Raw genomic sequence first — 23,885 nt, 5'->3', positions numbered from 1 at the left:
TATCGGTTTATTTTTCTATCCCTTGTTTCTCCAGAGACCATTTCATTTACTTGAAGTGGTTTTTATTTTTTCTAAAAAAGGAGAATAAAGATGGAGACAGTAAGTAAAGTATTAGAACAACTAAATCAATACGTGTGGGGATTACCAACTTTGTTGCTACTCGTTGGAACAGGTATCATTCTCACAGTGCGTTTGAAAGGTTTACAGTTTAGTAAACTATTATACGCTCACAAACTAGCGTTTAAAAAATCAGAAGATACTTCTTCTTCTGGAGATATTAGTCACTTCCAAGCACTCATGACAGCTATGGCCGCAACGATTGGTATGGGTAATATAGCCGGTGTTGCAACAGCGGTTACAATTGGTGGTCCTGGTGCAATATTTTGGATGTGGATTACCGCTTTATTCGGTATGGCAACAAAATATGCAGAGGCAATACTTGCAGTGAAATATCGTGTTAGTAATGAAAATGGTGAATATTCAGGTGGACCAATGTATTATTTAGAGCGTGGTTTAGGTAAGAAATGGCTTGCTATATTATTCGCTATATTTGGTACAACTGCTTCTTTCGGTATTGGTAATATGGTGCAATCTAACTCAGTTGCAGAGGCAATGCGAATTAATTTCTCTTTCCCTCCTGCTTTAACTGGTATAGTAATGTCATTTTTAATCGCAATTGTTATTTTAGGCGGTGTAAAAAAAATCGGGAAAGTGACGGGATATGTCGTTCCTATTAAAGCTTTCTTTTATATAATTGCTGGTCTTATAATTATTTTCTATCACTACGACCAAATTCCAGAAGCATTTTCACTTATTTTTTCTGGTGCATTTAATGGTACAGCAGCTGCTGGTGGTTTTATTGGGGCAACAGTTGCATCAGCTATCCAAATCGGAATGGCGCGTGGTGTATTTGCGAACGAAGCTGGTTTAGGGAGTGCACCAATTGCGGCGGCGGCGGCAAAAACCGATTCGCCTGCAAAGCAAGCTTTAGTTTCAATGACTGGTACTTTTCTAGATACGTTTATTGTATGTACAATTACAGGACTAGTATTAATTACTACAGGCGCTTGGAAATCAGGTAAAACTGGTGTTGAGGCTACAACACTTGCATTCCAATCTGTATTCGGTACTGCTGGTAGTATGATTCTCGGTATCGCAATTATTTTATTTGCCTACTCTACTATTTTAGGCTGGTCGTATTATGGAGAAAAATGTGTAGCTTATTTATTCGGAGAAAGTGCAGTTAAATATTATAAAGCAATCTTTATTTTCATGATTGCAATTGGTGCTAATTTAAAGCTAGGAATCGTATGGACATTTGCTGATATTGCAAATGGACTTATGGCAATTCCAAACTTGATTGGTCTGATTGGATTAAGTAGTATTGTTGTTGCTGAAACGAATCGCTTTTTACAAGCAGAGAAATTGAAAGAAAATAATAAAAAACAGGCAAGTTAATCTATGAAAAAAGGAATGACTCATACATGATGAGCATTCCTTTTTTCATCCCTTCTTTTACTTAATTACTATCATTAAAAATATATTTATATCAATATTTACTCCTTTTTATTCCTCCAAAAGTTTTTCACATAAATGTCATAAATCGTATGGTCTAACTATATAGTTGAAAAGGAATGCGACATTAAAGTGTCGCTGAAAAACTCATCCAAGAAAAGGGAGGAAAAATCTTTTGAAAAACAAAATCATTGTTTTCCTATCTGTTTTATCATTTATTATTGGTGGTTTCTTCTTTAACACGAATACTTCAAGTGCTGAAACATCATCTACTGATTATGTTCCTAACCAATTAATCGTTAAGTTCAAACAAAATGCATCTTTAAGTAATGTGCAATCTTTTCATAAATCTGTCGGAGCTAATGTCTTATCTAAAGATGATAAGTTAGGTTTTGAAGTCGTACAATTTTCAAAAGGTACTGTAAAAGAAAAAATAAAGAGTTATAAAAATAATCCAGATGTGGAATATGCAGAACCAAATTATTACGTTCACGCCTTTTGGACTCCAAACGACCCATATTTTAATAATCAATATGGATTACAAAAGATTCAAGCTCCACAAGCTTGGGATAGCCAACGAAGTGATCCGGGTGTAAAAGTAGCTATTATTGATACAGGAGTTCAAGGCTCACACCCTGATCTGGCTTCGAAAGTAATTTACGGGCATGATTATGTTGATAACGACAATACATCTGATGATGGTAATGGTCATGGTACACATTGCGCTGGAATTACTGGAGCACTTACGAATAACAGCGTCGGAATTGCTGGTGTTGCCCCACAAACTTCAATTTATGCTGTCCGCGTATTAGATAATCAAGGAAGTGGTACTCTTGATGCTGTAGCGCAAGGTATTCGAGAAGCTGCTGATTCGGGTGCAAAAGTAATTAGTTTAAGTTTAGGAGCTCCAAATGGTGGTACAGCATTACAACAAGCCGTTCAATATGCATGGAATAAAGGCTCTGTTATAGTTGCAGCTGCTGGAAATGCTGGAAATACAAAAGCTAATTACCCTGCTTATTACAGCGAAGTAATTGCAGTTGGTTCTACAGATCAATCAGATAGAAAATCTTCATTCTCTACTTATGGTAGCTGGGTAGATGTTGCAGCACCAGGTTCAAATATATATTCAACATATAAAGGAAGCACGTATCAATCATTAAGTGGTACATCTATGGCAACACCTCATGTTGCAGGAGTCGCTGCTCTTTTAGCAAATCAAGGATATAGTAATACACAAATTCGCCAAATTATTGAGTCAACTTCTGATAAAATTAGTGGTACAGGTACGTACTGGAAAAACGGTAGAGTCAATGCATATAAGGCTGTACAATACGCTAAGCAATTACAAGAAAATAAAGCTTCTTAAGAAAACTTTAATCAGTCGATCTACCATGAATGCGGAATAAAATAGAAGGAGAGACTTCTATAATTAAAGCCTCTCCTTCTTACAAACTATATTACTCTCCCTGCTTTTTAACCATATGTAAATACAGTACAAAATCCATCATTGTCGACGAATGACCAAGTTGACGGATCATCGCTGTTATATTTCCTCTATGATATGTACCATGATTTACGACATGTTGCACTAATTCTAAAATCGAAGTTTCTAATTTCCCTACATATGGATTCTCAATAACAAATACAGCATTCACATCTTGTATTGTAATTAAAAAATCTTTATATTGATTTGCCATGTTTTCAAACATTTTTTCTAATTCATGTAACGATTTAGTTTCAATTTGTTTTCGTAAATCTTCTCGGTCTTGTATTGCTTCATTCATACTTTTACCATGCAATATATGTAACCACACTTGATCTGTAATATAAATATGCACAAAAGTATCCTTAATGGATGGGAATACACTCTGTATCTGCTCATTAAAAATCGTCTCATAGTTTGGTAACTCTTTTAATCGATTGAATAATCTTGTATTGGCCCAAGCATGATAATCACACTGTTTTAATATATAATCTTTCAATTTATATTACCTCCTTATTGTATGAAACGAATGGTTTGTTTCTTCATTTCTGATTCTCTATCAGCCTTTGCAATCCCTTTTTCTTTCATTTCATGCTTATTTATCGTTTTATATTTTACATACGTATAAAATTCCGTTTGAAATGGAAATGGTGTAATCCGAATTGTTTCCTCGTCCACCCATTCAGCTTGAATAAGTTTCTCCTCTTCACTATTAAACATTTCTGTTCCTTCAAAACCATCTTTAAATAAATCAATTTCATCTTTCTTTTTGACACCAGGCTTATTCATACATACGTATAAAGAAAGTTCATCACAAAACTTTAATAATTTATAATGTTTATCGAACATCGCAAACTGTTCTTTTGTTAACGTTTTCAAGATTCTTTTTTGTCGTTCTAATTCATGTTTATAAAATGACATCATCTCTTCATCTTCCTCGTTTAGTGGAAATGATAAAAAATGTTTACTACAAAGCAATGCCCCGTATGGATTAGAATTTTCAATTTCATTCAAACCAATCGTATAAAAAACAAAACGTAATGGGCTTGGACAATCCATAAATGTATATGGAATATTTTTAGCATCATTCAAAATTGGTACTTTATCAAGCTCTATCCATCCTCTGTCATGCTCATATATTGCATCAACTGTTTCTTTTAAATATGTTTTACTTTCAAAAAAGTCTTCTTTTATATGTTTTGCAATCTCTCCAGCTAAAAAACCATGGTCATGTTGACGAATTAATATACTTTCCTTCTCATTTTTTTCACGAAAAATCATTCATATACTCCCCCTCATCCTCATACTAAAGCTTTTTATATGCATCGATTCTTAATTAATCCCTAAATAATAGAAGGGATTCAGTCTCTTGCAACGAAATTAACATAATTATATAGTATTCTATCTAATCATAGTGATAGCTTTATCTTTACTATCTATTATACTAAAACATTCATTCCAAAAATTTTTTTATGAGGTGAAAACATGAACAAAACAGAATTAATTAAAAACGTAGCTCAATCAGCTGATATTTCTCAAAAGGACGCTTCTGCAGCTGTACAATCCGTATTTGACACAATTGCTAATGCATTACAATCTGGAGATAAAGTTCAACTAATCGGTTTTGGAACTTTTGAAGTGCGCGAAAGATCTGCTCGTACAGGACGTAATCCGCAAACTGGCGAAGAAATTCAAATCGCCGCTGGTAAAGTTCCTGCATTTAAAGCAGGTAAAGAATTAAAAGAAGCTGTTAAATAAACAAGAAACCAGCCATTTTATAGGCTGGTTTCTTGTTTTTATTTAAGCAATTGCTTTATATTCTCTGCATGATACACTTCACAAATATAAAATACACATTTGCATTTACTTACAATTTGATACTTTCTAGTTGGATACACATTCGCTGTAACAGAACATCCATCAAACAATTCGATAATATTTCCAGATGGCTGATATCCTTCATATAATACATTTCTTCTTACTTCCATCTTTTCTATAAGCTTTTCAACAGGAATATTTCCACTCTCTAATTCACTCTTTATTGCGTCCGGTAAAAACGAAGTGTCTGCAAAAATTAGATTTTCAGATAACACCTTGCCTTTATAACTAACATTAGATACACGGTAAAGAAATGTTCCATCTTTATCAAAGAAATTCTTTGCTTCTTTCGGAATGTACTGTCTACCAAGTGCCTCTTGTTCAAGAACATCAAACTGAACTGTATCATTTAAAAGCTTTTCTAAAGCATGAATAGATGATGTATCTCCAGAAAATAAAATATTTTTAATTGCTTGTACGTTATAAGTGAATTCATTCTTTCTATTTTCCGCTACTAACATGAGGAACACCTCTTCTATAATTTTTTTATTTAAGATTTAAAAGTGCTGCCGCATCTAATTGCGTAATTTCAGTTACTTCCTTACTGAATATTGCAACAGAGGCCCTATAATCTAAACTAGGCTTTACATCTTCCATCATTGTATTATTTAATAACTCTTGTCTATCCTTAAAAACCAACAAGTTTGGAGGATCATTTGGAGCTGATACTGTAATATGTACTGGCGGAATCATTAGTCCTTCACCTGTCGCTTTCAGCACCGCTTCTTTTCGAGTCCAATATGTTAAAAATCCTTCTATTTTCTGTTCATTTGGCAGTTTCATAACTTGCGCTATTTCAATGTCTGTTAATACACCTTCTGCCATTTTCATAACATCTACATTTGGATTCATTTGTTCTACATCTATGCCAACAGGTGCAGATTTTGTAAAAGCAACGACAACCCACTCACCTGAATGCGAAACGGATAATTGCGGCATACCTTCTGGTAATTGTGGTCTTCCATGCTGCACTTTACATACTGAGCACATTCGATCAATTGGTACTTGGACTGGTGACATAGAAAGTATCTTACCGAGAACTAATCTACTTATTACGCAACCTATTATAAAACGAGCTCGATCTGCCGAATGATGATACGAATTTGCTTTCTCTCGCTCTATATCATTTAGTAAATTGTAATGCCATGATTGTAAATCCGAAATTCTTGCCCACCATATTTGACAATCATTCTCATTCAAAGTTGGAATAGAATCTACAACTTTACTTTCTATCATGTAAACTCTCCTTTATTCAACGAATATCAATTTTCATAAGAAAGCATGCGTATATTGTTATTCATTGACAAGTACTTTCTCTTTTTCTGATACAGATAATGTTTTTTCTTTCTTCTTTGACATTACCTCTTTATCGGAAATACGTAAAGAAAATAGTAGTGCTATGAGCAAAAATATTGCTGATCCAATTAATGCTGCTTGATATGGTAAAAAATCGGATTGAGCGTTATTACTTCCAAAACCAGCTAGTATACTAGCTAAAACAGCTACTCCTATTGCTGAACCTAATCGATTTTGCACATTGAATATAGTAGTAGCTCTCCCCATAGAAGGCGGCGTGATATTGTTAAAGGCAGAAAATTGAACCGCACCGACAGATTGACCTAAGAAAATACCGATACCAAACAATAATGCGCGGATTTGCCACGGATTCGTATCGTGATTTACAAAACTTAATAAAACAAAGATAACCACGGTACAAATTAATCCAATAGAAATTACCTTTCGCGCTCCTAATTTTTTATATGACCATGGCACAATTTGTGAAGAAATCATTAATCCAATCGCCTCTGGAAATGTCGTAAGTCCTGATTCCAGCGCGGAAACTCCTATCAAATTTTGATACATAAGTGGAAAAACAAATAACATTCCTAGTAAACCAGCTGATGAAAATAATGATATAAGACTCATCTTTCTAAACACTGGTTCTTTTAATAAACGTAAATCTAACATCGGTTGCTTTACTTTCAGTTCTACGATTATAAACAATGTAATGAATACCCCCCCAGCTATCCCAGTACTCATAATTTCTGGAGAAATCCACCCTTTTGATGGTCCCTGGCTGAGCGCATATATGAGCATCGCAAATCCTGGTGCTGATAAAATAAAGCCGAGCGAATCAAAGCGACCAGCTGATTTTTCAACATGCTCTGCTAAAAATAGAAGTCCAAATAGCAATGCAACGATTCCAAACGGTAGATTAATATAAAATGCCCAACGCCAAGACATTTGATCTACAAAGAAACCACCGATGATAGGACCAATTGCTGGTGCTACAGCAATTGGAAGTATAATGAACCGAGAAATCTTCGGTCTTTCCTCTGGTGAAAATGTTCGAAATAACATTGCCATTCCGACCGGCGTTAAAAGCCCTCCACCAGCACCTTGAATAATACGGAAAATATTCAATGAAGTAATATCGTTAGCCATTCCGCATAAAGCAGAGGCAATTGTAAATACGAAAAGAGCAATTAAAAATACTCTTTTCGTACCAAATCGATCTCCTAACCAACCAGAAATCGGAAGGAAAACAGCTAAACTAACTAAATACCCAACATTAACCGTCCCCATTGCAGATGCAGGTACTTGTAGTTCTCTACTTATCGTTTGCAGTGCTACATTTACAATCGTTGCGTCCATCGCAGCCATAAACATCGCAGTTATATAAACGATACTTACAACTACTTTTGGATTTAGTTTTTCTTTCATTATCGTTTTCCTGCTAATGTTTTTTCGCGAACTTGATTACTTTTTGGATTCAAATCTTTCCAGTTATATTCAACATATTCTAAGCAGCTCTGCCTACTAGCTTCTTCATATACGATATTCCAGCCAATAGGTACATCGAGAAAAGCAGGCCAGAGAGAATACTGGCCCTCCTCATTTATTAATACTTTATATGTGTAATTATCATTTTCAAATGGATTCGTCATACTCTACTTACCCCTTTCTTATTCTGCAAATATTTCGCTAATACTTGTCCAATTTCCGTAAGCGGACCTGGCTGACATAGATCTTTATGTCTACAATCAATATCGTGCTGCACAATTTGCCCGTCTAAATAATTTAGCCACGTATTTGGAGAAATAGGATCAAACCAGTCTGGTATAACAGTAGATCTAAAGAACAGGATATCTCCGTTATAAACTTTCGGTACATATTTCCCTAACAACCCTACTGAATTTACATATGTTTCTTTCAAGTTCAATATAGTCTCTTCTTCAAGACTTGCTAATGCACTTCCATCTTTACGAAGGATTTCAACTGCACTTTCCATTGTAAGTGGTTTACCATCCATGTTATCTGGGTCATATCCGCCTAAAGCAAGTAATGCAATTAACGCTTCCTCTTCAGTAGGCGCTTCCGTATTCGGTAAGAAGTGTCCAGGATAAGAGTCAAGCATAACGAGTAATTCTACTTCTTCCCCTTCATTTTGTAATTGCGCCGCCATTGCATGCACAACATTTCCTCCAAGCGACCAACCTAATAAACGATATGGTCCATGAGGCTGTACTTCACGAACGTGTTTCAAGTAATCCGCCGCCATCTCCTCTAAACTTTTTGGAAGTTCTTCATTTTTAGCAATACCACGTGCTTGCACACCATAAATTGGATAATCTGTTCCTAAAGATTTCATAAGTCCTGCATAGCACCAACTTAATCCACCTGCTGGATGTACACAAAATAGTGGTAATTGATCCCCGCTTGCTCGTAATGGAAGCAACACATCAAGTGCACTTTGACCATTCCCCATCTCAAGTCTTTCAGCTAACCCTGCAACAGTCGGTGCTGCAAATAAAGTACCAATGTTTAGTTCCACTCCAAGCGCCTCTTTCATGCGGCTCATAAGCTGCACTGCAAGGAGTGAATGACCACCAAGATCAAAGAATCCGTCATCAATTCCAATTTGAGGTACACTTAGCACTTCTGTAAACAAGTCACATAACATTTCTTCTTGCGGTGTTCTTGGACCACGACTAGAAGATGATGCGATAAATGCTGGGGCTGGCAATGCCTTTCTATCTAATTTACCGTTTGGAGTTAAAGGTAACTCATTTACTACTACAAAAGCGTATGGAACCATATAATCTGGTAAACTACCACTAGCAAACTGACGCATTTCATTCGTATCAATTGCTTCATTATTTGATGCAACGATATAAGAAACTAACCGTTTATCCCCTGGTTGATCTTCACGTACAATAACGGCTACTTGCTCAGCTTTAGGGTGCTTCATTATGACTGCTTCTATTTCTCCTAATTCAATTCGGAATCCACGAATTTTGATTTGATGATCTGCACGTCCTATATAATCTAGCGTCCCATCATTACGCCAGCGAGCTAAGTCTCCTGTACGATACATTCTTGTACCTGGCTTGCCAAATGGATCTGCGATAAAGCGTTCAGCCGTTAATCCTGCTCTTCCTAAATATCCACGCGCAAGTCCTGCACCTGCAACATACATTTCTCCAACTACTCCAGGTGGGACTGGTTGTAAATAGTTGTCTAACACATACACTTTAAGGTCAGGTATACTGCACCCAATTAAACTATTTGCCCGTAAAGAGACGATAGTTTCATCTAATTCAATATAACTAACATGTACTGTCGTCTCTGTAATACCATACATATTAATAAGCTTTGGTGCGTTATGAGGATGTCGACTATACCAATCTTCTAAGCGACTTAGCTCAAGTGCTTCTCCTCCAAAAACAACATATCGTAAAGATAATTTTTGGCCAATCTCTTCATTTTCACGATCTGCTTGCATCAATTGGTAGAACGCTGATGGAGTTTGGTTTAAAACCGTAACCTTTTCTTTAACAAGAAGCTGTAAAAATTCTTTCGGCGAGCGACTTACAGTATGTGGGACTACAACTAAACGCCCTCCGTATAATAAAGGTCCCCAAATTTCCCAAACCGAGAAATCAAAAGCATATGAATGGAACATCGTCCAAACATCGTTTCCGTCAAACTGGAACCAATGATCAGTTGCTCCTAAAAGTCTCACTACATTTTGATGAGGTATCATAACGCCTTTCGGTCTGCCCGTTGACCCTGACGTATAAATAACGTAAGCAATATGTGATGGAGATAATGGCTTAATTCGTTCCACTTCATCAATATTGTCTTCACTATATTTCTCAACCTCTGCTATTACTTTCACATCATCAACTAAAACTTTTAGTGCCTCATTACATTCAATTTCCACTTCTGAATTCGTTAAAACACATGATGGTTTCGCATCGTGTAGCATAAATGAAATACGGTCTGCTGGGTAATCTGGATCTAACGGAAGGTATCCAGCACCAGCTTTAAGAACAGCTAATAAGCTTACAACCATGTTTAATGATCTTGGCATCGCTAAAGCAACGAGTTGATCAGGACCAATCCCTTTTGCTATTAGGAATCGAGCTATTTTATTTGCTTTTCTATTTAACTCTTCATAAGTTAATTTCTTATCTTCAAAGACAACAGCAATAGAATTTGGATTTATATGAGCCTGCTTTTCAAACAATTGTGGCAATGTCATTTCTGGTGCAATTTGAAAACCACCATTCCACTTTTCTAACACTGTATTTTTCTCTGCTAAAGTTAATATTTCTAATCTGCCAATGGATTGATCTGGATTTGTAGTTGCATCATCTAATAACAAAATGAATCGTTCTATTAGTTTTTGAACCGTTTCACGTTTATATAAATCGGTACTAAACTCTAGTAATCCATGTAAACCGTTCGGAGTACCATCAACCCCGTTACTCTCACTAATTTCAAATGTTAAATCAAATTTTGCAGAACCAACGCTTTGAATTTCAAGGCTCGCTTCTAAATCTGGTACATGAAACGTTGCTTCTGGTGTATTTTGAAAAGCTAACATAACTTGAAACAACGGATGGCTGTTTCGAGTACGTACTGGATTTAATACTTCAACAAGCCTTTCAAATGGAACATCTTGATTTTCATAAGCTGCAAGATTTACCTGCTTCACTCTATTTAATAATTCTTTAAAACTTGGATCTCCTGAAGTATTTGTACGTAACACTAATGTATTTACAAATAAACCAACAATATCTGAAAGTACATCATCATTTCTTCCAGCAATCGGACTTCCAATTGGTATATCAGTGCCTGCACCTAATCTTGTAAATAGTGCACTAAGCCCTGCTTGCAATACCATAAACAAACTAACTCCATTTTTACGTGCAAGCTCTACTAACCTACTATGCATACCTTCATCTATATGAAAATGAATTGTTTCCCCGCGGTAACTCGTCTCAATTGGACGCTGGAAATCTGTAGGTAACTCCATTTGGTCTGGTAAACCTTTAAGTTCTTCTTTCCAAAAATCTAATTGTGTTGAAATAAGACTCTCTTGTGTCGTTTCATCACCTAGCAATTGCTGTTGCCAAAGTGCATAATCTGCGTATTGAACTGGTAGTGTCTCCAGCTGAACTCTGTCACCTTGACTTCGCGCTTTATACGCCGCTGTAAAATCTCTCGTTAACGGCTGTAATGACCAGCCATCACCTACAATATGATGTAATAGAATTAATAATACATGTTCGTTTTCACTCATTGTAAAAAGTTGCAAACGAACTGCCGGCTCAAAATCGAGGTTAAAGCTATATCTTACCGCCTCTGAAAGTACACTTTCTAATTCATCTTTACATGTATTAGTTATAACCATTTCTAAATTTAAGTTTTCCATATCTAAAATTTTCTGATAGGAACTACCTAATACGTTAGGGAAAATTGTTCTAAGTGTTTCATGTTTCTCAACTACATCATAAAAAGCACCTTGTAATGCTTCCCGATTCAATATTCCATTCATACGAATGACTAGCGGAATATTATAAGTAGGACTTGGACCTTCTAAACAATTTAAGAACCATAACCTGCGCTGTGCAAATGAAAGTGGAACTTCATTTGGCCTACTTGCTTTCTGAATAGCTGGTCTTGCGCTTTTTGCATGGTTTAATTGTTTCGCCAGTTCGGCAACAGTTGGTGATTCAAATAGTTTCCCAATTCCTAATTCCACACTTAACGTTTCACGAATTCTTGCCATTAAACGAGATGCGAGAAGTGAATGTCCACCCATTTCAAAGAAATTATCATCAATGCCAATTCGAGAAACACCAAGTACTTCTGCAAATAAATCACATAATATTTCTTCTTTCGGATTTCTAGCAACTCTCTCATTGTTCATTCCATTAAAATCAGGAGCAGGTAATTTCTTTCTGTCAACCTTACCATTTGGCGTTAATGGTAATACTTCTAGCACAACAAATGTCGATGGTATCATATAATTCGCTAAACTTTCTGAAACATAAGAACGAATTTCTGAAAGATTAATCGGTTCCTTTTCTTCTGCAACGATATACGCAATGATGCGTTTATCATTTGCACGATCTTCTCGTACCATTACTACCGCTTGTTGAATATTTTCATGTCGTTGTAATACCGTTTCAATTTCAGCTAATTCAATTCGGAATCCACGAATTTTAATTTGATGATCTGCGCGACTAATGTACTCTAACGCACCATCACTACGCCATTTCACAAGATCTCCTGTACGGTACATGCGCTTCCCTGATTCTCCATAAGGATTTGCAACAAACCGTTCAGCTGTTAACTCAGGTTTTCCTAAATATCCGCTTGCAAGTCCTTCCCCTGCAATATATAATTCCCCAATAACTCCAGGTGGCACTGGTTGTAACCCTGCATCCAATACATACACTTCTGTATTGCAAATTGGTTTTCCAATAGGAGGTATGCCCTTTTCACCTTCATCAATGTTCATGAAAGTAGACCAAATCGTCGTTTCAGTTGGTCCATATAAATTAGTTATTGAGCAACCTAATTCTCGTAATTTATTTGCTAAATGCGCTGGAAGAGCTTCACCACCAACAAGTATGCTTAGCCCTTGTAGCTTCTCTGGATAATCAGTTACTAACGCCTGCCAAAGCGTCGGTGTAGCCTGCATAATGGTCACTCTTTCTTCATGTAAAAGTGTCGTTAATGCAGAAGGCTCTTGTATGTCTTCTTTTTGCGCAATTGTTAAACTTGCACCACTAATAAGAGGTAAATAAATTTCTAGTGCAGAAATATCAAATGCAAACGTTGTAACTGCTAATAAATGATCATTTTCATTTAATGAAAACTTTTGTTGCATAGCCATTAAAAAGTTACTTAAACCTCTCATAGGAACAATTACACCTTTTGGGTTTCCTGTTGAGCCTGAAGTATATATTGTATAGGCTGGGTTTAACAGTGATACATCATTCTTACATGCTATATTCATACGAGAATATGTATGTAACGCTAGTTTCGTTTCTTCGTCATCTAATACAATTTTTTTCATATCCTTTTCTATAACTAACTTAGATGAAACAGATGAATGTGTTATGATACAAACTGGTTTTGCATCATTTACTATATAAGTAACTCTATCTGCTGGGTATTCTGGATCTATTGGTAAATACGCTGCACCAGCCTTTAAGACTGCTAGCATACTAACTACCATTTCTATTGATCTAGGGAATACTAAAGCTACAAACTGATTTGGTCGTATTCCTTCTTCTACTAAATAATGTGCTAGTTCATTCGCTCGTTCATTTAGCTCTTTATACGTAAGGATTACACCGTCACAAGTAATCGCTAGTTTATTGGGATTTTTTTTCACTTGTTTTTCAAATGATATAGGCAGACTGATTAATTCATCGTCTTCCTTCGTTTCATTCCATTCCAATAAAACTTTATGATTTTCTTCAGGCAGAGTAATGTTTATTTTTCCAATCGACTCGTTTTTCTCATAATTATTTATTACTAATTCAAATAGATTCATAAATCTTTCTTTATGCAATGCTAGCTCCGCGTTATTATATACTTCAGGATTTGCATCAAAATGAATCATTATCTCATTTTGATCAAAACGTTTATATACATTTATCGATAAATCATCGACAGGTCCTGCTGATAAGTTATGCGTAATACCACGATTTCCAGCAAAATTAAGCCCGTAATCAAAAGGCATAACATTCACTAACGGTCCAAACAACCTTTGATTTTCACCTAGTAACTTTAAATCTCTTCTTAATTCCTCATGACGGTATTTATAATGGCGACGTACATCTCGGATTTCTTTAGAAACTTGCTGCAATAATTCCGCAAGAGTTATATTTGGAGTTACTGTAATACGAAGTGGAACTAAATTCATTACCATACTTGGTGTATGAATAGATACAGAACCTAGACGTCCCATCATCGGTAAACCTAAAACAATATCATTTTCACCTGTTAATTTATGCATATAAATACTTGTTACAGCCACAATGAATTCCGGCCAACTTGTTAACGAAATATTGATATCTTCTAGTAAAGTTTTCGTGCTAGAACTAGATAAATAAGCTGTTTCTCGTGAAAATCCATTTGATGTTCTCGGTGCTCGTTCTGCCAAACTTACAACTTCTGGGGCATCTGCAAACTTTTCTAACCAAAAAGTACGATCTTCCTGAAATTGTTTAGACTCACGATACTCAATATCTTCTTGCACGACTTTTGCAAGAGAACCAAATGGTTTTTCATTCTTGTTTGTTTCTTCTATAAGTGATGTATACTCATTCGCTACTTTTTGGCTAAGAAGTGAAAATCCATAGCCATCCATCACAATGTGATGGATGCGCTGATACCAAAAGAAACGATTATTTTCAACTTGAATAAGTGCTTCAGTAAATAAAGTATCTTTTTTCAAATCGACTGGCATAGATAAATCATTTTTCATCCATACTTTAGCAGCTTCTTCAGGATTTTCTTCTTTACGAACGTCAATAAAATGCATATGAAACTGTGATTCTTCAATAACTTGCCATGGGCCAATTTCATCCTCTTCGAAGCGAACATGAAGTGCTTCTGTTTCCATTACAACTTTACGTACAGCTAATTCAAAAATGTCTTGATGAATATTTCCGTTTATTTCTACATATTCCCCAGTATTATAAATTGGATTAAGCGGATCTAATTGTTGCGCAAACCACATACCAGACTGCGCAGATGATAACGAATGACGAATCTTTTGACTGTTAGGCATTCTTTACTACCCCTTTATTATGTAGTCTATTTGTTACAGCACCTGTGCTGTTTGTGAAGATAGTAAACTGTACCAACCTGCAACAGTTGGACGTTCTGCTAAATCTGCAAAAGTGATTTCTTTCCCTTCACGACGCCACTTCTCTACTAAACTCATAATTCTGACCGAATCAAGCCCTCTATTTAATAAGTCCTCATCAATATCAATACTCTCTACTGGCTCACGAAGTAGTTGTGCAACTAGTTCATGCACTTCCTGTATAGTGATTCCTTCACCCTCATCACCTTTTACACTTTGTAAATCTTTTAACAGTAGGTTTGTTGATGTCGTTACTGCACATCTATTAGATGCATACTCCAATGCTTGTTTATGATGCTCTAGTGAAAAATCAGCAACTGCATCTGCTACAAAGAACGGCTCTATACCATCCATAAATGCTTCACAAGCTGTTAAAAGACAGCCAATATGCGCATAAATACCGCAAATAATGAGTTGATCTCTTCCTTGTTCATTTAAAATTTCTAATAGATTTGTCTTTTTAAATGCACTATATCTCCATTTTGTTAGGAATATATCATCTTCATCAGGAGTAAGTTCATCAACAATTTTCTTTTTATCTGGTCCAGCAGGTATACCGTCACCCCAAAAGTCTTGTAATAAACCTCGTTGTTCTAACGTTTGCCCACCAGGTTGTGCTGTATAAACAACTGGTATACCAAGTTCCTTACATTTTTCTCTTATCATTTTAATATTTGAAACAAGTTCTACTTTTGGTGATTCTTTATCGCTATATGCATCAAGAAAATATTCTTGCATGTCATGAATTAAAAGTACTGCACGTTTCGGATCTGGTGTCCAATTCACTTTATTTTTCGGTAGTTCTGATTCAATTGGCATTTTATATACTGAAATAGATGGAATAGCCATCTAATCACTTCCTTCCGGTTTTTATTATTGTTTTACTGTAATAAGTTTTTCAGCAATGACTTTACGTAGTTCTTTTTTGCTGACTTTTCCGACTCCTGTTTGCGGAAATGATTCAATAAATTCAATTCGATCTGGAATTTTATAAGCCGCTATACCACGTTCTCTTAAAAACATTTTTAATTCACTTACTGCCGGAACTTGTCCGCGAGCTATAACAAAAGCACAGGTGCGTTCACCTAAATAATCGTCAGGCATAGATACAATTGCTACGTCATGGACCGCATCGTGTGCTAATAGATGATTTTCAACTTCTTCTGCAGCAACTTTCTCACCACCACGGTTAATTTGATCTTTATCTCTTCCTTCTACAATGATGTATCCTTGTTCATTTACTTTTACAAGATCACCTGTGCGATAAAATCCATCCTTTGTAAATGATCGTGCATTATGCTCTTCGGCTTTATAGTAACCACGAATTGTATATGGACCTCGTGTTAATAAACTACCTACTTCGCCCGGTTGTACATCGTTGTCATTTTCATCAACAACTCGTACTTCATCGAGTGCAGACATTGGTCTACCTTGTGTATGAATAATAATTTCTTCCGGATCGTCTAATCTTGTATAGTTCACTAATCCTTCCGCCATACCGAATACTTGCTGTAACGTACATCCAAATGTAGGGCGTATACGTCTTGCTACCTCAGCACTAAACTTAGCACCACCTACTTGAATAACCTCTAGGCTCGATAAATCGGTATTACGAGAAGATGCAGCATCAAGCCAAATCATTGCTAATGGCGGAACGAGCGCTGTAATTGTAACTTTTTCTTTTTCGATAAGAGCAAATGCCTCATCTGGACTACCACCAGTTGCCAATACCACTTTTCCACCCGCATAGAAAGTTCCAAATGTCCCTGGAGAACTCATTGGGTAATTGTGTGCTACTGGAAGAACTGCCATATAGACGCTTTCTGCATTCAAATTACAAATTTTAGCGCTAACACGTAAACTATAAATATAGTCATCATGTGTTCTAGGAATTAATTTAGAAAGACCTGTTGTGCCTCCTGATAATTGGAGAAACGCAACATCACTTGGCTGAACTTCTGGTAATGAGACGGGATCCATATACAGATCATTTATGTTCACAAACTCTTCTTCTTCTCCCACTACAATTACATGTTGTAAATTTGGCACTTTCTCTTTCACTTCTCTTGCTAGTTTTCGATAATCAAAACCGAGAGCCTTATCTGAAATAACGTAAGCGCTCGCCTCGCCAAAATCACAAAAATAACTAATTTCACTGCTTCGATGTGACGGCAGTGCAAAGACAGGAAGCGCTCCAATTCGAAATAGTGCAAAACATATTTCGAAAAACTCGATAATGTTAGGTAACTGGATTACAACTCTGTCCTCTTTCTTTATTCCTAAATTCAGTAAACCTGCTGCTAAACGATCTACCTTTTTATTAAGTTCACTATATGTTATATGCTTCTTACCACTTACAACCGCGATTTGATCTCCATATTTCTCAGCCCGCTCTCTTAACACTCCTCCAAATGTTTCACCAAGCCAACATCCTTCTTCTCGGTAACGATCGGCAAATTCTTTGGGCCATTCTGTATAACCTACTAGCATTCTTTCTTCCCCCTATTTTTCATTAAGTGAACTATCTCTTAACCCTAAAGCTTTTAGCATTGTTTGGAACTTAGCTGATGTTTCTGCTAACTCATCTTCTGGTTTTGACTCAGCAACAACTCCAGCTCCTGCATATAAACGCAGTGTATTTTCTTGTACTTCAGCACAACGAATTGTAACAATCCATTCTCCATCTCCATTTAAATCGCTCCATCCTAGCATTCCTGTAAAGAACTCGCGGTCAAATGGCTCAATATGCTGTATAGCCTCTCTTGCTTTTTCCATCGGAGTTCCGCAAACTGCTGGCGTAGGATGAAGGGCAATTGCTAATTGTAAAGAAGAAGTATTTGGATCCTTCAGTTCACCTTTCACTTCTGTAGACAAATGCCACATCGCTTCACTATGAATAACTGATGGCTTTTCTGGAACATGTAATGTATGACAATACGGACGAAGTGCAGCGGCAACCGCTTCCACTACTACCGCATGTTCATGTAAATCTTTTGGAGAAGAAAGTAATTCCTCTGCTCTTCTTTTATCTTCTACTGGGTCCTCACTACGTGGCCTTGAACCAGCTAACGGGTTAGAAATAACTTGCATACCATTACGTGAAACAAGTAATTCAGGACTTGCTCCAATTAGCGTCTTACTGTTCTCTTTTTCATCTTTCGGTAAATTCACAGCAAATGTATAACCATGCTTATTATGCTCTGCTAATTCTCGCAGAAGTTTTTGCTTATCAATCTTTTCCGAAGATTTAACATCTAACGATCTAGATAGAACGATTTTCTTTAAATCACCGTCCTGTATTTTTTTAATTCCTTGCTTCACACCATTCATATAAACTTCAGGGTCTGGCATTGGCGTCATTTCAAATGTTACGTTCTCATTTGTTTCAAGCTGATTTGTTGTATCCAATTGTAAACGCTCAGAAATCCTACTATATTCTGGTACGATAAGTTGGACTTCTTTTCTACGATCGAATGGCAAAGCACCCACAACGATAGGATTTGGATTTCCAGCTTGTTTCGCATTACTTAATGTCGCTTGCACAAGCTCTGGGAAATTTTCAATTTCACGATGCTTTACTGTAGTAAACTCTCCTTCTGCTAATATCGTTCGAGTTGGTGAAGCAAAAAAGAATGAAGATTCAGTCTTATAATCTTCTAAAAGTTTTTCTGACAATTCCTTTACAGCTATATGTTCATTCATAATATAATAACCTCCTGAATTTTGATTAAACTCCTAACGTAGCACCGCCATCGACACATAAATTGTGCATTGTAATATGACTTGCTCTATCTGAGGCTAAAAATAACACGGCTTCAGCAACTTCTGAAGGTTGTGCAATTTTTTGTAATGGAATTCCGAGTCTATATGTATTTTGAGAACCAGCAATTATATTTTTAGCTCCATTCTCATCAGCCCATAGTAATCTTTGCATCTCAGTTTCAGTAGAACCTGGAGAAACTAAGTTGCAGCGTATATTGTATGCCGCAAGCTCTAGTCCTAAACATTTCATAAACATCGTCGTTGCAGCCTTTGACGCAGCATACGCAGCCATCTCCATTCTCGGCGTATTTGCCGCATTTGAACCGACTGTAACAATTGCCCCTGATTTTCTTAACATCATATTTTTACTTACCGCTCGGGACATATTGAAAACCCCTGTAGTATTTACAGAGAATGTTTTATTCCAATCTTCATCACTTAACGAATGAATTGGTCCCATACGTAAAACCCCTGCAACATTTATTAAAATATCTATTGGCGCTATTTCATTTGCAATATGATTTACCATGTCTTCAACAGCAGCGCTATTACTCACATCTAAACGAAACGTTTTCATACGTGTTTTATTTAATTCATTTTGATTTAAGAGTACATTTAACCCCTCTTCATTTTGATCAACCGCAATAACTGTGGCTCCTCTTTCTAAAAACATTTTGGCAACAACACTGCCTATGCCTTGTGCTGCACCTGTTACTAAAACTGTTTGCCCATCAAATTCCCCTAAGTTCATTTTCTCTATCCTTTCACATAAACATTAATTTCATTAAGTAACATAAATGATATTGATTTTCATTATCATTGATGTTGTAAAAAATAATACACTTACTAAACTAATTGGTCAAGTGCGCATTACTTTAAAATCCATTTTATTGATAATGTTTTTCATTTACTATCTTACACCTAAATGATAATGTTTCTCAATAAACTTGTCAATCTTTTTTTATTTTTCAGATAAAGTATTTTAATGCTTCTTAATAAAATCATACCTAAACGCATTAAATGTACTTATATTATAAATAAAATTCAAACTCCTCTTTTTAAAATTGAAGAAGATAAACTAGAGATACGTTCATTTACAATGCTTTATGAAAAACTCAAGTATATATTTTCTCAATATTTTTCTGAAAATATATCTTACAAATACTAATGAATGTCTTCTTTATCATTTAAGATTTAATATATATTTCGAATATGATGTATCAATTTATTATATTCCAAATGGGTATTCCACTCATTTTTACATCTATAAAAATCACAAAAGTAATTTAACCTTGTTAAAATAACTCATAAAAAAGCATCCTAATTAATAGAATAGGATGCTTTTTCGTAATCATAGTGTTATAGAAGATTTGTATACTTATGCTACGCTGCGATACTCTTCTTCTTGTTCTTTTTTCTGTTTAGGTGCTTGAATTAAAATTGCGATAATGAATGACACGACACATAATACACCGATCACCATGAACGTTGGTTTGAATCCACCTAGAAGTGCACCGATAAAGGAACCTGCAAGCGCCCCAAATCCAAATCCTTGATACACAATTCCGTAGTTCTTACTATGGTTTTTCATACCGAAGAAATCACCAACAATAGCTGGGAAAATAGTGATATTTCCACCAAAGCAAAACGCTACACTTGCTACACATACGAAGTAAATACCATAATTTAAATCTACAAAACTTAGAACTAAGACTGAACTCGCCATAACAACAAAAGTACCAGTAACGATTTTTAAACGCCCAATTTTATCCGATAACGGTCCTAAAATGATACGACCTAATGTATTGAAGATTGCAACCATAGCCACCGCATTAGCTGCTGTTGCTGCGCTAAGTCCTACAAGTTGAACACCAATGTCTTTTACCATACCAATTAAGTATAAGCCACTCATACATGATGTAAATAACATGATAAATAATAAGTATACTTGTTTTGTGCCTAACATTTCTTTCGTTGTGTATTCCTTAGTTTTTGTTTCATGAACTGCTCCTTGATCTGCAGCTTGATGGATTAAACAAGCACCAATTACAATCATAGCTGTAACAATTAAACCCCAGTATATAAATGCTTGCGATACACCAACTGATTCAATCAACTGTGCGTTAACGTATTTAAAGATTAAGCTACCTGAACCATATGCAGAGATAGAAATACCAGCAATTAAACCTTTACGCTCTGGAAACCACTTTATTAAATTTGATAGTGAAGTGATATATGCTGTACCATCTGCATAACCTACAACAACTCCCGCTAGTACATAAAGTAATATTAATGAGGACGCTTGTGAGCTAAGTATTAATCCTAGTCCTAATGCTAATCCAGCTATCATAATAAGTTTACGAAGTCCCCATTTTTCTTGCAATTTACTCGCAAATAAAGTTGAAAATGCTAAAGAAAGACTAGTAATTGAGAAAGTTATCGCAACAGCGTTAAGACTCCAACCGTATTTACTAACTAAGGGCTGATTGAATAAACTCCATGTATATATCGTCCCAAGCCCCATTTGTACTATAACTGTGCCAAGGACAACAAACCATGGATTAACAGTTGATTTTTTCATACCTTTCCGCCTCCTCTTTCTATTTCAATGCTATTCGCTAAATTTACTTTTTTTATGTTCATTTTGGTCACCTCTTTTGATTTGACACCTTCATTGTATAAGATGTTTTCGTTTTTGTAAGCACTTACAAGACAGAGCGTCAAAAACGTAGAATCAGTTACAAAAAACGAAGGATGAAATACAAAAACTACTTATTAAATACGTAACACTTATTTAATAAGTAGTTTTTGTATAAGATCGATTTACATTTATTTTTGAACTCTTTTTTAAAAAGTGAAACAATAAAACCGTCTCTTTACTATTTATTAAAGAGACGGTTTTATTAGCTCAATTCATAAGCCTGACTTTTTTTATACGTTTATAATTGTTTCTTCAAATGTAACAATTGGCTCTACAAATTCCATCATAATGAAAGCATTTTTAATACGTCTTGTTAAAACTTCTTTTAATTCTGCACACATTTCTTCTGTAAGTGATTTTACAAATACAAAGTTGTGATAATAAATCACACTCTTCTCTTTACTTAATGGGTTTAAAAACATCCCCTCTTTTGTAACGAGAGCATTAGAATGCCCCGATAAAGTTGAAAGAAACGTCTCTAAAATTTTTATTTCTCTTTTTGAAAACGATTCTTCACAAACTACTTTAATATTCATTTCTGTTATCATTTATATATTCCCCCAACCATTTTTTCACAAGGGGATACTATAATACTATTAAATTTTCACAAGACTCCCCTTGTCGTTCATAAAATTCACCAGAAAACTAAGTTGACTAACTTGTTTTTTCCCTTTATTCATATAAATCTCTCCTTTCGTATATATTACTTCTCCATTTGTAATTGATTACCTTTTTATATTAAAGTTTTTCTATGTTTTTAATTGGAATTCTACCAATTAGAGATCTTATTAATAAACGTATATTTTTCTTATACTCCTGAAAAAAACTTTACTTATCTACTTTACGTTTTGGGCTACATAGTGTCTGTTTTTTGAATAATTTGCTTCTCTGCAGTATTTACATAGAAATATTGTTTCGCTAATGCTGAAAACAATTTACTTATAATAAAGTGAAACTTTAATCAACCCTCACCAATCGGGCTTTTATGGGCAGCAGGGCCCCCACCTAACTTCTTTGCTTCCACTGAATTTTGAGGTGGGGGTCTTACTGCCCAGCAAATAGCGGGATAAACTTAAATAAAATATAACTTTTAACATAAGAGTACTTTATACTCTTCTATTAGAGAACAAATTTTTTCCCAATAAATAAAACTAAATATTCACTAATATATCTATCCGTGGTTTAATATATATAATAAAAAAATATTTCTGTCTTTAATAAGGAGGTACTATGAAAGCAAACGTAGGGGATACTATACTTTTTCAACGAAATAATTTAAAGATTACAGGATCTGTATTAAAACTTTATACTGAATCGGTCTTAGTTGAAATTACAAATGTAAGCGGTGGTACTTTTGAATTTGATCGAACAATTGTAAATCATAAAAACTATAAAGTTTTAAATACAAATACATAAAACAACACAAAATAGCCTCTGCTCAACAGCAGGGGCTATTTTATATAAAAATATTTCACTAGTTTATATACCCTAAAACATTAACAATCTTACTCGCTTTTAAATTGTTAATATGATAATAAATTTCTAAACCTCTTCTCTCTGCTCGTAACACTTTACCCTTCATTTTTGATAAATGTTGTGAAACAGTAGATTGCGGAATATTCAGTAACTCTGTTAATTGTGTTACATTACAAGTTTTTCTCGTACTTAATTCATTTACAATTTGCAGTCTGATTGGATGCGCCATAATTTTTAAAATATCTACATCTTCTTCTGAAACTAAAGTTTTTCTCATTTCACTCGTATATGTTGTCATAAGACATTCCCCTTTTATATGAATTCCATATTCATAAGATCTATTTCCAAATTTTTTAAAACCCTTGATTAAAACTTTCATATAGAAATAAAAGGATTTTAAATTTTTGAAAACAGAACTTACATTCACTTTATTTATTTATTTGGTACATATACATAATACAATGTTAATATGTGCTCTATGTGAAGTTCACATAAATTTGTGATGAAGATTTACTTAGCCACTCGCATCCTACTCATCTAATTACTCACTGCGTAAAATCATCAGTTATTTTAACACATTTTAGGCGTTTGTATATACTATTTATAAAACAACTTTTATAAAGGAGGATTCATATGCCTACAGCGTTACAAGAAGAAGTCGAAGAAGCACGGGAAACATATGTCAGTCGTATCATCTTAGTTGGAGGATCGACTTTATTTTTAGTAGGCGGGGTTATATCGGCAATTTCAGCTTTTAAAGCTTATAATCGTTTGGAGAATACGCCGCCTTCTACAGATAATTCATAGATATTTTATAAAATAAAACGTCGCCTCTAATATGAAGAGACGACGTTTTATGATTCATACATATGACACTAAAAGTATCG

Annotated in this window: 19 protein-coding genes; 5 read left to right on the top strand and 14 right to left on the bottom strand. The window is 35.2% G+C overall.

What is annotated here, in order from left to right:
- The first annotated feature begins 90 nt into the window (after window positions 1-90).
- A complete protein-coding gene (locus tag V7S45_RS11420) occupies window positions 91-1,458 on the top strand; it encodes a sodium:alanine symporter family protein (protein ID WP_000451037.1) in 1,368 nt (455 codons plus the stop codon).
- A 232-nt stretch (window positions 1,459-1,690) separates the two neighbouring features.
- The gene (locus V7S45_RS11415) at window positions 1,691-2,884 is read left to right on the top strand and encodes a S8 family peptidase (RefSeq protein WP_000790938.1); all 1,194 of its coding nucleotides are present in this window, start codon (window positions 1,691-1,693) and stop codon (window positions 2,882-2,884) included.
- A gap of 91 nt (window positions 2,885-2,975) precedes the next feature.
- On the opposite strand, the gene V7S45_RS11410 is transcribed toward V7S45_RS11415, so the two are convergent.
- A complete protein-coding gene (locus tag V7S45_RS11410) occupies window positions 2,976-3,500 on the bottom strand; it encodes a DinB family protein (RefSeq protein WP_000656267.1) in 525 nt (174 codons plus the stop codon).
- A 14-nt stretch (window positions 3,501-3,514) separates the two neighbouring features.
- Window positions 3,515-4,282: a DUF3891 family protein gene (locus V7S45_RS11405; protein WP_000577296.1), complete on the bottom strand. Its 768-nt coding sequence runs from the start codon at window positions 4,280-4,282 to the stop codon at window positions 3,515-3,517.
- 204 nt (window positions 4,283-4,486) lie between these two features.
- On the opposite strand from V7S45_RS11405, the gene V7S45_RS11400 reads away from it, so the two are divergent.
- Entirely contained in the window at window positions 4,487-4,759 is a 273-nt protein-coding gene (locus tag V7S45_RS11400) for an HU family DNA-binding protein (RefSeq protein WP_001043905.1), read from the top strand.
- A 38-nt stretch (window positions 4,760-4,797) separates the two neighbouring features.
- Here the strand turns inward: V7S45_RS11400 and V7S45_RS11395 are convergent, their stop codons facing one another.
- The 11 genes from V7S45_RS11395 to V7S45_RS11345 form a co-directional block, all read right to left on the bottom strand.
- The gene (locus V7S45_RS11395; RefSeq protein ID WP_000959125.1) at window positions 4,798-5,340 is read right to left on the bottom strand and encodes a hypothetical protein; all 543 of its coding nucleotides are present in this window, start codon (window positions 5,338-5,340) and stop codon (window positions 4,798-4,800) included.
- A gap of 25 nt (window positions 5,341-5,365) precedes the next feature.
- Window positions 5,366-6,115: a 4'-phosphopantetheinyl transferase Sfp gene (gene sfp / locus V7S45_RS11390; RefSeq protein ID WP_000573004.1), complete on the bottom strand. Its 750-nt coding sequence runs from the start codon at window positions 6,113-6,115 to the stop codon at window positions 5,366-5,368.
- Between the two features lie 57 nt (window positions 6,116-6,172).
- The gene (locus V7S45_RS11385; RefSeq protein ID WP_000660188.1) at window positions 6,173-7,603 is read right to left on the bottom strand and encodes an MDR family MFS transporter; all 1,431 of its coding nucleotides are present in this window, start codon (window positions 7,601-7,603) and stop codon (window positions 6,173-6,175) included.
- Entirely contained in the window at window positions 7,603-7,827 is a 225-nt protein-coding gene (locus V7S45_RS11380; protein ID WP_000184055.1) for an MbtH family protein, read from the bottom strand. Before V7S45_RS11380 ends, V7S45_RS11385 begins: the two co-directional genes overlap by 1 nt.
- Window positions 7,824-14,981: a non-ribosomal peptide synthetase gene (locus V7S45_RS11375; RefSeq protein ID WP_001133911.1), complete on the bottom strand. Its 7,158-nt coding sequence runs from the start codon at window positions 14,979-14,981 to the stop codon at window positions 7,824-7,826. The genes V7S45_RS11380 and V7S45_RS11375 overlap by 4 nt, the downstream gene beginning before the upstream one ends.
- A gap of 33 nt (window positions 14,982-15,014) precedes the next feature.
- A complete protein-coding gene (locus V7S45_RS11370; RefSeq protein WP_001007283.1) occupies window positions 15,015-15,908 on the bottom strand; it encodes an isochorismatase family protein in 894 nt (297 codons plus the stop codon).
- Window positions 15,909-15,932: 24 nt separating this feature from the next.
- Window positions 15,933-17,549, bottom strand: coding sequence for a (2,3-dihydroxybenzoyl)adenylate synthase (locus V7S45_RS11365; protein WP_000960125.1), 1,617 nt, complete (start codon window positions 17,547-17,549; stop codon window positions 15,933-15,935).
- A gap of 12 nt (window positions 17,550-17,561) precedes the next feature.
- Entirely contained in the window at window positions 17,562-18,761 is a 1,200-nt protein-coding gene (gene dhbC / locus V7S45_RS11360; protein ID WP_001002068.1) for an isochorismate synthase DhbC, read from the bottom strand.
- 25 nt (window positions 18,762-18,786) lie between these two features.
- A complete protein-coding gene (dhbA, locus tag V7S45_RS11355) occupies window positions 18,787-19,572 on the bottom strand; it encodes a 2,3-dihydro-2,3-dihydroxybenzoate dehydrogenase (protein WP_001048437.1) in 786 nt (261 codons plus the stop codon).
- Window positions 19,573-20,199: 627 nt separating this feature from the next.
- Window positions 20,200-21,402, bottom strand: a complete 1,203-nt coding sequence (locus V7S45_RS11350; protein ID WP_342761810.1) for an OFA family MFS transporter — start codon at window positions 21,400-21,402, stop codon at window positions 20,200-20,202.
- A 350-nt stretch (window positions 21,403-21,752) separates the two neighbouring features.
- Window positions 21,753-22,070 (bottom strand): hypothetical protein, encoded by a 318-nt coding sequence (locus V7S45_RS11345; RefSeq protein ID WP_000627302.1) that lies wholly within the window; start codon window positions 22,068-22,070, stop codon window positions 21,753-21,755.
- A gap of 682 nt (window positions 22,071-22,752) precedes the next feature.
- Between V7S45_RS11345 and V7S45_RS11340 the strand changes: the two genes are divergently transcribed.
- Window positions 22,753-22,938, top strand: a complete 186-nt coding sequence (locus tag V7S45_RS11340; protein ID WP_000646793.1) for a YkvS family protein — start codon at window positions 22,753-22,755, stop codon at window positions 22,936-22,938.
- 58 nt (window positions 22,939-22,996) lie between these two features.
- Here V7S45_RS11340 and V7S45_RS11335 read toward each other — a convergent pair whose 3' ends face one another.
- Entirely contained in the window at window positions 22,997-23,296 is a 300-nt protein-coding gene (locus V7S45_RS11335) for a metalloregulator ArsR/SmtB family transcription factor (RefSeq protein ID WP_000214801.1), read from the bottom strand.
- Window positions 23,297-23,631: 335 nt separating this feature from the next.
- On the opposite strand from V7S45_RS11335, the gene V7S45_RS11330 reads away from it, so the two are divergent.
- Entirely contained in the window at window positions 23,632-23,805 is a 174-nt protein-coding gene (locus tag V7S45_RS11330; RefSeq protein WP_001141668.1) for a hypothetical protein, read from the top strand.
- Window positions 23,806-23,885 lie beyond the last annotated feature (80 nt).

Source organism: Bacillus sp. BR3(2024), assembly GCF_039134555.1.
GTDB classification, from domain to species: Bacteria; Bacillota; Bacilli; order Bacillales; family Bacillaceae_G; genus Bacillus_A; species Bacillus_A cereus.
The sequence above is the reverse complement of the archived record's forward strand: the minus strand, read 5'-3'. Positions and strand labels throughout refer to the sequence as shown.

Excerpts from the sequence above, each read along its gene's own strand:
- dhbC (WP_001002068.1), bottom strand. The coding sequence starts at position 18,761 with ATGAATGAACATATAGCTGTAAAGGAATTGTCAGAAAAACTTTTAGAA.
- V7S45_RS11385 (WP_000660188.1), bottom strand. The coding sequence starts at position 7,603 with ATGAAAGAAAAACTAAATCCAAAAGTAGTTGTAAGTATCGTTTATATA.
- V7S45_RS11405 (WP_000577296.1), bottom strand. The coding sequence starts at position 4,282 with ATGATTTTTCGTGAAAAAAATGAGAAGGAAAGTATATTAATTCGTCAA.
- dhbA (WP_001048437.1), bottom strand. The coding sequence starts at position 19,572 with ATGAACTTAGGGGAATTTGATGGGCAAACAGTTTTAGTAACAGGTGCA.
- V7S45_RS11420 (WP_000451037.1), top strand. The coding sequence starts at position 91 with ATGGAGACAGTAAGTAAAGTATTAGAACAACTAAATCAATACGTGTGG.
- V7S45_RS11335 (WP_000214801.1), bottom strand. The coding sequence starts at position 23,296 with ATGACAACATATACGAGTGAAATGAGAAAAACTTTAGTTTCAGAAGAA.
- V7S45_RS11340 (WP_000646793.1), top strand. The coding sequence starts at position 22,753 with ATGAAAGCAAACGTAGGGGATACTATACTTTTTCAACGAAATAATTTA.
- V7S45_RS11345 (WP_000627302.1), bottom strand. The coding sequence starts at position 22,070 with ATGATAACAGAAATGAATATTAAAGTAGTTTGTGAAGAATCGTTTTCA.
- V7S45_RS11365 (WP_000960125.1), bottom strand. The coding sequence starts at position 17,549 with ATGCTAGTAGGTTATACAGAATGGCCCAAAGAATTTGCCGATCGTTAC.
- V7S45_RS11375 (WP_001133911.1), bottom strand. The coding sequence starts at position 14,981 with ATGCCTAACAGTCAAAAGATTCGTCATTCGTTATCATCTGCGCAGTCT.
- V7S45_RS11395 (WP_000959125.1), bottom strand. The coding sequence starts at position 5,340 with ATGTTAGTAGCGGAAAATAGAAAGAATGAATTCACTTATAACGTACAA.
- V7S45_RS11370 (WP_001007283.1), bottom strand. The coding sequence starts at position 15,908 with ATGGCTATTCCATCTATTTCAGTATATAAAATGCCAATTGAATCAGAA.
- V7S45_RS11330 (WP_001141668.1), top strand. The coding sequence starts at position 23,632 with ATGCCTACAGCGTTACAAGAAGAAGTCGAAGAAGCACGGGAAACATAT.
- V7S45_RS11350 (WP_342761810.1), bottom strand. The coding sequence starts at position 21,402 with ATGAAAAAATCAACTGTTAATCCATGGTTTGTTGTCCTTGGCACAGTT.
- sfp (WP_000573004.1), bottom strand. The coding sequence starts at position 6,115 with ATGATAGAAAGTAAAGTTGTAGATTCTATTCCAACTTTGAATGAGAAT.
- V7S45_RS11380 (WP_000184055.1), bottom strand. The coding sequence starts at position 7,827 with ATGACGAATCCATTTGAAAATGATAATTACACATATAAAGTATTAATA.
- V7S45_RS11400 (WP_001043905.1), top strand. The coding sequence starts at position 4,487 with ATGAACAAAACAGAATTAATTAAAAACGTAGCTCAATCAGCTGATATT.